The 10068-nt window shown below is 73.4% G+C and carries 8 protein-coding genes; 5 read left to right on the top strand and 3 right to left on the bottom strand.

Annotated elements, in window-relative coordinates; translation table 11 throughout:
• Nucleotides 1–12: 12 nt before the first annotated feature.
• Together HTZ77_RS36065 and HTZ77_RS36060 are read right to left on the bottom strand one after the other, a co-directional pair.
• Entirely contained in the window at nucleotides 13–1698 is a 1686-nt protein-coding gene (locus HTZ77_RS36065; protein WP_175594241.1) for an ABC transporter substrate-binding protein, read from the bottom strand.
• Nucleotides 1699–1750: 52 nt separating this feature from the next.
• Entirely contained in the window at nucleotides 1751–3649 is a 1899-nt protein-coding gene (locus HTZ77_RS36060) for a glycoside hydrolase family 127 protein (protein WP_175594240.1), read from the bottom strand.
• A 353-nt stretch (nucleotides 3650–4002) separates the two neighbouring features.
• Between HTZ77_RS36060 and HTZ77_RS36055 the strand changes: the two genes are divergently transcribed.
• From HTZ77_RS36055 to HTZ77_RS36035, 5 genes are all read left to right on the top strand, one after another.
• Nucleotides 4003–4365, top strand: coding sequence for a Zn-ribbon domain-containing OB-fold protein (locus tag HTZ77_RS36055; protein WP_175594239.1), 363 nt, complete (start codon nucleotides 4003–4005; stop codon nucleotides 4363–4365).
• A complete protein-coding gene (locus HTZ77_RS36050; protein ID WP_328808967.1) occupies nucleotides 4362–4697 on the top strand; it encodes a VOC family protein in 336 nt (111 codons plus the stop codon). Before HTZ77_RS36055 ends, HTZ77_RS36050 begins: the two co-directional genes overlap by 4 nt.
• 108 nt (nucleotides 4698–4805) lie before the next feature.
• Nucleotides 4806–6365 (top strand): class I adenylate-forming enzyme family protein, encoded by a 1560-nt coding sequence (locus HTZ77_RS36045; protein WP_175594238.1) that lies wholly within the window; start codon nucleotides 4806–4808, stop codon nucleotides 6363–6365.
• Between the two features lie 3 nt (nucleotides 6366–6368).
• Nucleotides 6369–8582 carry an acetate--CoA ligase family protein gene (locus HTZ77_RS36040; protein ID WP_205304403.1) on the top strand — a complete coding sequence of 738 codons (2214 nt, stop codon included), beginning with the start codon at nucleotides 6369–6371 and terminating at the stop codon, nucleotides 8580–8582.
• Between the two features lie 51 nt (nucleotides 8583–8633).
• The gene (locus HTZ77_RS36035; RefSeq protein ID WP_175594237.1) at nucleotides 8634–9383 is read left to right on the top strand and encodes a glucose 1-dehydrogenase; all 750 of its coding nucleotides are present in this window, start codon (nucleotides 8634–8636) and stop codon (nucleotides 9381–9383) included.
• Between the two features lie 15 nt (nucleotides 9384–9398).
• On the opposite strand, the gene HTZ77_RS36030 is transcribed toward HTZ77_RS36035, so the two are convergent.
• A complete protein-coding gene (locus HTZ77_RS36030) occupies nucleotides 9399–10022 on the bottom strand; it encodes a PaaI family thioesterase (protein ID WP_175594236.1) in 624 nt (207 codons plus the stop codon).
• Nucleotides 10023–10068 lie beyond the last annotated feature (46 nt).

Here is a 10068-nt window from a genome sequence, read left to right as displayed (position 1 = left end):
GTCATGGGTGTCCTACTTGCTCGGGTCCTTGAGCCCGACCGAGACCAGGTCGATCCCGCCGGAGTACGAGTCGCTGAGGTAGGCGCCGGCGATGTTCTCGCCCATGATCGTCACGTTCTTCTCGTAGAGCAGGGGCACGATGGGGGCCTTCTCCATGATCTGCTTGTCGAGCTCGCCGTAGGCGGCGTTGGCGGCGTTGACGTCGGTCATCTCGGCGATCTCGTCGATCCGCTCGTTGATGGCCTCGTCGTTGATCTGGGCGAGGTTGCTGTTGCCCTTCTCGAAGATGTTGCGGCCGTCGAACAGCGGCGGCAGGAAGGTGGCGCCGGACGACCAGTCCGGGCACCAGCCGGTGAGGGCCGCGTCGTGCTGCCGGGCGGGCGTGCCGATCACCTCGTAGAAGGTGGACGTGTCCATGTTGTTGATCTTGACGTTGATGCCCAGCGGCTTCAGCGACTCCTGGATGGCGACCGCCATGCCCTGCTGGCGGGGCACCGGGCGCACGTCGAGGGTCAGGTCGAAGCCCTTGTCCTGGCCCGCCTCGGCGAGCAGCTGCTTGGCCTTGGCCGGGTCCGTCGGGTACGGGTCGTAGTCCAGCCGGCCGACGATGGTCGGCGGCTGGATCGCGCCGCCCTTGGTGGCCAGCGTCGTGCCGCCGTCGCCGGCGACCACGTTGTCCTTGTTGATCGCGTAGTTGATCGCCTGGCGGACCTTCAGGTCGTCGAGCGGCTTCTTGGTGGTGTTCAGGCTCATGTACGTGGTGCAGCCCATGTAGCCGGACAGCGTGCGCGCCTTGTAGCGCGGGTCCTGGATGCGGGCCACGGTGGCCGGCTGGATCGCGCCCGCGATCGCGTTGGCGTCGGCGCCCTGCCCGGCGAGCATGCGCTCGTCGATGGTCGCGCCGTCGATCCCGAAGGTGATCTCGTAGGAGTCCGGCTTGGCGGCGCGGACGGTGTCGGTCGCGGCCTTCCAGTGCGGGTTGCGCACCAGCTTCAGCTTCGCGCCGCGCTGGTAGCTCTCCACCTTGTACGGGCCGGACGCGATCGGCTTGGCGTCGAAGGCGCCGGCCGCGCCCGTACCCTTGGGGAACGGCACGAAGTTGGGCTGCACGAGCGCGCTGGCGAAGTCGGCGAACGGCTTCTTCAGGTGGAAGACGATCGTCTTGGGGTCCGGGGTCTCGATCGTGTCGAGGTCGCCCGTGACGTACGGCCCCTTGTAGTCCTTGGGCGCGTCGATGAGCAGCTTGGCGTAGGGCGAGCCGATGCCGGCCTCCGGGTCCCACGCGCGCTCGACGCCGAACTTCATCGCCTCGCTGGTGATCGGCGTTCCGTCCTCGAAGAAGATGTCGTCCTTGAGGGTGAACGTCCAGGTCTTGTTGCCGTCGGAGGGGGTGCCGGTGCTGGTGGCGAGGTCGGGGACGACCTTGGTGCCCTCCTTGCCGGGGCCCGCGCCGAACGTGGTCAGGCCCCGGTAGATGAGCCGGTAGAAGTTGTTGACGCCGCCGTCCCAGCCACGGACCGGGTCGAGGTGGGAGTAGTCGGCGGTCAGCAGGTAGTGGACGGTGCCGCCGGAGGCGGCGGCCTTGGCCGCGGAACCCGAGGCCGTGGTGCCCTTCCCAGCGCTCCCACCGCCGCCGCACGCCGCGAGCGCCAACGTGGTGAATATCGAGACGCCGGCGAGGGCGGCCGATCTCCTCATTTCGCCTTCTTTCCTCTGTTGTTGCAGTTGCAGCGGCGGCCGGGGGCTGCCGTCACTGCGACCTGACCCACACGCGCATGGCCTCGGGCCTGCGGTTGCCCCACAGGAAGTAGGGGACGAGGGTGGCGGAGACGTCCGCCGCCGGGCTGGAGGGAGGCCGCGCGCCGAACTCCGGGTACAGCTCCGCCGGCGGCGGCGCGGCGACGCCCGCCGGCACCCGGAGGACGACGGCTCCCGGCAGTTCCTCGGACGCGGCGATGTTCGCGTTAACAACATCGGCCGGCGACAGCACGAGGTCGTCCACGGCGGCCGGCGCGTCCTGCTGCTCGACGCAGTAGACCAGCGGCCCGCGGGCGACGGCGACCGCGCCACGGGCGGCGTCCACGTACGGGTGCGGCACGTGGGCGCGCACCGGCATCGGCAGGCGCAGCCGCAGGACGTCACCCGCGACCCAGCGGCGCTCGACGGTCAGCCAGCCGTCCCGCGCGGCGACGGGCTCGCCGTCCAGCGTCGCGCCGTGCGCCCAGGCGGGGATCCGCAGCTTCAGGGCGTACGGACCCTCGGGGGCGCGCTCGATCGTGACGCGGACGTCGCCGTCCCAGGGGTAGGCCGTCTCGACGGTCAGCGCGACGGCGTCCGTCTCGACGCGAGACTCGGCGTACTGGGCGAGGTAGAGCGCGCCGTCGCGTTCGGCCGCCGCGTAGTCGCCGAGCTGGGCCATCCACCGGACGATGTTCGGCGGGCAGCACGGGCAGCCGAACCAGGAGCGGCGCAGCTCCTCGCCGCCGGTCTCGGCGCCGCTGCGCTGCTGGTGGTCGGGACGGCGCTGGAGCGGGTTGTCGTAGAAGAACGCCCTGCCGTCGGCGGACAGGCCCACCGCGTAGGCGTTGTAGAGCACGCGCTCGAAGACGTCGAGGTAGCGGGCGCTCCCCGTGGCCAGGAACATCCGCCAGCCCCACTGCATCGTGGCGATGGCGGCGCAGGTCTCGCTGTAGGAGCGCTCGGACGGCAGCTCGTAGCGGTCGCCGACGGCCTCGTCGGAGTGCCGGCTGCCGAGCCCGCCGGTGATGTAGAGCTTGGCGGCGACCATGTCGTCCCAGAGGCGCTCCAGCGCGTCGAGGAGCGTCCGGTCGCCGGTCTCGACGGCGACGTCGGCCGCCCCCGCGGCGAGGTAGGCCATGCGCACCGCGTGCCCGGTCACCGACGGCAGCTCGCGCAGCGGCACGTGGTCCTGGAAGTACTCCGGCGGGAAGATGCTGTGCCTGAGCCTTCCCCGGCCGCGCCGCTCGACGAACAGCCCCGCCTGCGTCAGGTAGTCGCGCTCGCCGGTCTCCCGGTAGAGCTCGACGAGCGCCATCTCCACCTCGGGGTGACCGCAGACGGCCTCCTCCCGGCCCTCGCCGAAGCGCCGTACGACGAGGTCGGCGAACCTGACCGCCACGGCGAGCAGCCGGTCGTCGCCCATCCGGCGCGAGGCGGCGACGGCGGCCTGGACGAGGTGACCCAGGTTGTACATCTCGTGGCCCCAGGCCAGGTCCTCCCACGGCTTCTTGGCCGCGCCGGGGTCCTGGAAGAACGAGTTGAGGTAGCCGTCCTCGGCCTGGACCCGCTCCAGCAGGTCCACGACCTCGTCGAAGAACGCCCGCTCGGCCTCGCCCGCCTCGCCCCGGCCGATCTCGTAGGCCAGACCCTCGAGGGTCTTGTAGAGGTCGGTGTCGAGGAACGGGTAGCGGCCCCGGTAGGGCGGCGCGTCGTCCTCGACCAGCCGGCGCAGGTTGGCGACGTTGCCGGCGGCGCGAAGCTGCTCGACGGTGTGCGGGATCGTCGCGCGCCGGTTGCGCTCCTGCCACTCACGAAGCAGGCCACCGGTGATGCGGACGCCCGCGACCGGGGAGACGGCCCCGGCCTCGGTCCGTACGGCTCCGGCCGGCGGCTTGGACGTCGGTGACATGCGGACGGCTCCTCCGGATGCGTGCCATTGCACTTGTGCTGTGTGCCATTGCACTGCGACCCTAGGGCCGTGGCGGTTGGCCGCCAAGAGGGCTTCGGCAAAGTGAACAATTCGTTATAAATCCACACAGATCATGATTTTTCGTCGCATTTCTCCTGGCTGAGCCGGGTGCGGCGGACAGCCGGCGGCTTTCGGGGCCACCGGCCGATGAGCTGCGCCCGGAGCCGTCCCCACGCCGTGAGCAGCGCCGTCCGGCAGAGCAATTTCACATAGCAGACCCGCGGGAGCGCACGCCCCGGACGCCACACGTGCGCCCTTGTCCACTAACCAAGCGTGCGCTAGCTTGGCAAGCGATGACCGGTGACACCTCCGCCTACTGGGCGGCCTGCAGGCGCGGCGAGCTGGTCGTCCAGCGCTGTACGGACTGCGGCCGGCGGGTCCACCTCCCCGAGGCGGTCTGCCCCTGGTGCGGCGGAGGCGGGCTCGTCTTCGAGCCGGTCTCCGGCGACGGCCTGGTGCACACGTACACCGTCGTGCACCGGTCCTTCGCGCCCGGCTACCGGGGACGCGAGCCGTACGTGCTGGCCTGGGTGGACCTGCCGGAAGGAGCCCGCGTGTTCGGGCAGGTCGTGGGCTGCGCGCCGGATGAGGTCCGCATCGGGATGCCGGTGCGGGTGACGTTCGTGGACGACCTACCGCATTGGAGACCCTTGTGAGCGTGCTCGGCAAGCTCGGCAACGTGCTCATCCCCGTCGCCGACCTCGACCAGGCGATCGCCTTCTACGGGCTGCCGGTGAAGTTCCGCGACGGCGACAGGTTCGCGGCCCTGGACGGCGGCGGCGTGACCGTGGCGCTGGCCGGCCCCGCCGAGCACGTCACCGACACGGCCGCGCCCTCGTACAAGGTGGACGACGTGGCGCGGGCCGTGCGCGAGCTGTCGGCGCGCGGCGGCGAGGTGGTGCGCGCCCCCGAGGAGGGGCCGCACGAGACGCGCGCCGTCCTGCGCGACCCGTCGGGCAACGTCTTCGTCCTGTACGCGCCGCTCTGACGCTCCGGCGCTTCCGTCCCCGTACGCGCCCCGCCGACCCGCCGCACCCGAACCCGGCCGCCCGCCGGCCCTGCTCCTCCAGCCCGACCGCCTGATCCGGAGGCCCCCATGGCGCGATCCCCCTACGGCAACTACGGCCACGCGATCCTGACCGCCGGAGCGATGCGCACCCCGGACCGCGAGGCGCTCACCTACTGCGGCGAGCGCCGCTTCACCTACGACCGGCTCAACCGGCTCGTCAACCGCCGCGCCCACGCCCTCCTCGCCGCCGGGATCACTCCCGGGCAGCGGGTCGGCGCGCTGCTCAACGAGACCCTGCACGTCGCCGAGGTCTACCTCGCCCAGGCCAAGACGGGCGTCGTCACCGCCGCGCTGAACCCGTACTGGCCGGTGGACACGCTGCGCGCGGTCGTCGAGCAGTCGGGCTGCACGGCGTTCGTGTACGACGCGACGGTGGAGGCGGCCGTGGCCGGGATCCGGCCTGCGCTGCCGGCCGTGACCACGTGGATGAAGGTGGGCGGGCCCGGCGACGGCGCGGTGGACCTCGACGCGCTGGCCGCCGAGGCGTCCGAGGAGGAGCCGCCGATCGAGGGCGGCCACGACGACCCGCTCGCCCTCTACTACACCTCCGGAACGACCGGGCTGCCGAAGGCGGTCGTCCACACGCACGCCTCGTCGCTGGCCACGGCCCAGATCTGGCTGGACGTGCCGCGCGGGCCCGAGTCGGTGTTCGGCACCGGCGCGATCATCTGGGGCATCGGGTTCCCGGCCATCGTGGGCCCGGCCCTATACGCGGGCATGCGGCTGGTGCTGGAGCAGGACTGGGGGCCGGAGAACTTCCTGCGCGTCGTCCCGCGCGAACGGGTCACCCACGTGTCGCAGATCCCGTCGTTCTACGCGGCGCTGCTCGGCTCGGCCGGGCACGAGGGCGTGGACCTGTCGTCCGTCGAGGTCATCATGCTGGGCGGCGAGCCGCTGACCGCCACCATGCTCGACCGCATCAGGCAGCGCCTGCCCGGCGCCGCCGTCTACTCCTACTACGGCCAGACCGAGGCCCCGTACACCTGCATGGGCCGCGTCGACGACGGCTCGATCCCCCTGGGCTCGTCGGGACGGGCCCGCACCGGCAACGCGGTCCGCGTGACCGGCCCCACCGGCCGGCGGGTGGTCGGCGAGACCGGCGAGATCAACCTGGCCGGCCCGCACGTGATGGCCGGGTACGACGGCCTGCCGGACCGGACGGCCGAGGTGCTGCGCGGCGGCTGGTACGTCGGCGGGGACCTCGGCACGGTGTCCGAGGACGGGGTGCTGCGGGTGCTCGGCCGGCGCGAGGACGCGATACTCAAGGGCGGCGTGTGGAGCCAACCGGTGGCCGTCGAGGAGGCGGCCGCGGCGCTGGACGGCGTCGCCGAGGCGGGCGCGGTGGGCGTCCCGGCGCACGTCGAGGGCCAGGAGGCCGCGGAGCAGGAGATCCTGCTGGCCGTGGTGCCCCGCGCCGGTCACACCCTCGACTCCTCCAAGCTGGCGCTGGCCCTGGCCGACACGCTCCCGGCCCACCAGCGGCCCGACCACATCGTGGTGGCGGAGGAGCTGCCGCACTTCCAGGACGCCTCGGGCGGGCCGGGCAAGCTGCTGCGGCGGGAGCTGCACCGGCTGCTGGAGCGCTGAGGGATGGCGGTCGGCGGCGACGTGCCGGAGCCCGTCTCCGGGGCCGTCTTCGAGCACGAGGCCAAGGCGCTGCTGCGGGAGGCCGGGGTGCCGGTGCCGCGCGGCGTCGTGATCACCGAGCCCGCGCGGGATTTCGGGGCGGTCGCCGGGCTGGCCGAGCCGGTGGTGCTCAAGGCGTTCGGGCCCGGGCTCGTCCACAAGTCCGAGTCCGGCGCGGTGCGGCTCGGGCTGCGGCTCGCCGAGGTGGCGGACGCGGCCGGGCGCATGCGTGAGGCGCTGGCCGCGCGCGGGATCACGTCGAGCGGGTTCCTCGTGGAGGAGCAGGCCGAGGCCGGGGTGGAGCTGATCGCCGGGCTGGTGCGCGATCCCGGGTTCGGGCCGGTGCTGCTGGCGGGGCTGGGCGGGGTGTGGGCCGAGGCGCTGCGCGACACCGCCCTCGCCCTGTGCCCGGTCTCGGAGGACGACGTCCGCCGCATGCTCGCCTCGCTGCGCGGGTCGGCGCTGCTCCACGGCTACCGGGGCGGGGCCGGGGCGGACGTCGGCGCGGTGGTCAAGCTCCTCATGACGCTGGGCGGGCCCGGCGGGCTGTGGGAACGGCTGGAGCTGGGCGAGTTCGAGGCCAACCCGGTGATCGCCGCGCCGTCGGGCGTGGTCGCCGTGGACGCCCGCTACCTGCCGTCCGCGTCCCCGCCGGAACGCGTGACCGGCGGCGGGGACGGTGACTTCCGGAGGCTGTTCGAGCCGCGCTCCGTGGCCGTGGTCGGCGCCTCCACCACCCGCCCGAACTTCGGCAACATGTTCCTGGAGTTCTACCGGGCCGCGGGGATGCCCGTGGTGGCCGTGCACCCCGACGCCGCCGAGGTCGCCGGCGTCCCGGCGGTGCGATCACTGGCGGAGGCGGGCGTGGACTACGCGCTCGTCGCGGTCCCCGCCGAACGCTGCGCCGACGTCGTGCGGCAGGCGGCCGGCGTGCCGTACACGCAGGTCATGAGCGGAGGGTTCGGCGAGGCGGGCCGCCCCGAGCTGGAGGCGGACCTGGTGGAGGCGGCGCGCGCGGCCGGCACGCGGCTGCTCGGGCCCAACTGCATGGGCGTGTACTGCCCGCGGGGACGCCAGACGTTCACCGGCGGCGGCCTCGGCCCGCCCGGGACGGTGGCGCTGATCTCGCAGAGCGGCGGCCTCGCCGGCGAGGTGATCAAGGTCGGTGAGCGGCGCGGGCTCGCCTTCAGCCGGGTCGCCACCGTGGGCAACGCCGCCGACGTCACGCCCGCCGAGCTGCTGCGCTGGCTGTCGCACGACCCCGGGACGCGGGCCGTGGGCCTGTACCTGGAGGATCCGCGCGAGGGGCGGGCCCTGTACGAGGCGCTGGCCACGACGACGCTGCCCGTGGCGCTGCTGGTCGGCGGGCGCAGCGCGCAGGGCCGCCGGGCGGCGGCCTCCCACACCGGCGGGCTGGTCGGCGACGGGCGGATCTGGCGGGCGCTGGCCGAGCAGACCGGCGCCGCGCTGGTGGGCAGCCAGGACGACCTGATCGGCGTGCTGTCGTTCTTCCAGGCGCACGGGGCGCGGCCCGCGTCCGGTGACGGGGTGCTGGTGATCGGGCCGAGCGGCGGGGCGAGCGTCCTCGCGGCCGACGCGTTCGACCAGGCCGGGGTACGGCTGGAGCCGCTGCCCGGCGAGGCCCTGACCGACCTGCGGGCGCTCGGCCTCGGGGCGGGCAGCACGCTGGCCAACCCCCTGGAGGTGCCCGTCGGCCCGCGTAGCCGCCCCGATCTGGTGCGCGCCGCCGTCGCCGCGATCCTGCGGCGCCGGCCGTACCGGGACGTCGTGGCGCACGTCAACGTGCAGAGCTTCTTCACCTACGGCACGACGGCCGAGCCGCTGCTGGAGTACGCCCGGGCCCTCGGCGGGGCGCAGGAGGAGCTGGCCGGGACCAGGTTCACGCTGGTCACGCGCAACGGCGAATGCGCGCCGGCGGGCGTGGAGGACGAGGTGCGGCGGATCGCCGCGCGGGCGGGCGTCCCGGTGTACCGGTCGATGGAGGCGGCCGCGGTGGCGGTCGCCGCCGCCCGCACCCTCGACCGCCTGGCCACGGACGGACGGGCCTCGGACGGACGGGCCTCGGACGGACGGGCCTCGGACGGACGGGCCTCGGACGGACGGGCCTCGGACGGACGCTCCGTGGGCGGGCGGGATTTCGGGCGGGCGGGATCGTGAAGGCCGGCGCGGGAGCGGGCGGCATGGGCGTGCGAGCGGCGGGAGGTCGCGGTGGGACTGCTTGACGGCAAGGTGGCGCTGATCACGGGCGGCGCGCGGGGCATGGGCGAGGCGCACGTGCGGCTGTTCCGCGAGGAGGGCGCCGAGGTGGTCTTCGGCGACGTGCTCGACGAGGAGGGCAAGGCGCTGGCGGAGGAGACGGGCGCGACGTACGTGCATCACGACGTGACGGACCCCGACGAGTGGGCGCGCGCCGTGGGGACCGCGGTGTCGCTGCACGGCCGCCTGAACATCCTGGTCAACAACGCCGGGATCCTGAAATTTCGGCGTATCGCCGATATGGAGCCGGAGGAGTTCGACCGCGTGATCGAGGTCAACCTCAAGGGCACCTGGCTCGGCGTCAAGTCGGTCATCGAGCCCATGAAGGCGGCCGGGCGCGGCTCGATCGTGAACATCTCCTCGATCGAGGGCTTCGTCGGCGCCGAGGGGCTGTCGGCGTACGCGGCCTCGAAGTTCGCGGTGCGCGGGGTGACCAAGTCGGCGGCGCGGGAGCTGGCGCCCTTCAAGATCCGCGTCAACTCGGTGCACCCTGGCGCCATCAACACCTCCATGGCCATGAACCCGGACATGATGGGCGAGGTCGACGCCGAGGCGTTCGTGCGGGCCATGGTGATCAAGCGGTTCGCCAAGCCGGTGGAGGTGTCGCACGTGGTGGCGTTCCTGGCCTCGGACCGGGCGAGCTACTGCACGGGCGGCGAGTTCACGGTGGACGGCGGCCTGACCACCGGCGCCGGCTACTGAGGCCGCCTCCTCGCCTCAGGTGACCTTGAGGCCCACCCACTCGGCCGGGGTGACGAACAGCCCGGTCGCCTCCACCAGCACGGTGCCGTCCGGCAGGGCGATGCGTCCGTCGGCCCACGACTTGCGGCCCTCCGACCGGGTGTGCTCGGCCGTGGCGACGAGCGGCCGGCCGTACGGGACGGTCGCCCGGTAACGGACGGTCAGCGTTCCCGTGAGCCCGGCCACCCCGGCGGCGGCGACCGCCTGGCCGAGCACGTGGTCGAGGATCATCGCGCTGATGCCGCCATGGACGGCGGAGGGCGGCCCCTCGTGCAGGGGCCGGAAGGCGATGTCGGCCCGCACGCCGCGCTCGGGGTCGCGCTCGACCACGAGAGGGAGCGCGTGCGGGTTGGCCGCGCCCGTGACGGCGTTGCCGAGGTGGCGCACGGTGCCGTCCGCGCCGATCTCCAGCGGCTGCGGCGTCTCCCGCGCGGCCAGGCGCAGGCGTGCGGTCAGGGCGGCCAGCTCGGCGGCGACGGCGGCGATCTCGCTCCCGCCCACCTCGGTGAGGGCGACGGCGTCCATGAAGTCCCTGGTCTCCTGGGCGAGGGCGCAGAGGGCTTCGAGGCGGGCGTCGTGGGCGGCGACGTCGATCGTCATGGAACGCATCCTAGAACATGTTCTAGCAAATTCGGATCTTTGGGAC

This window comes from Nonomuraea montanisoli (assembly GCF_013363975.1).
Lineage (GTDB): Bacteria > Actinomycetota > Actinomycetes > Streptosporangiales > Streptosporangiaceae > Nonomuraea > Nonomuraea montanisoli.
The sequence above is the reverse complement of the archived record's forward strand: the minus strand, read 5'-3'. Positions and strand labels throughout refer to the sequence as shown.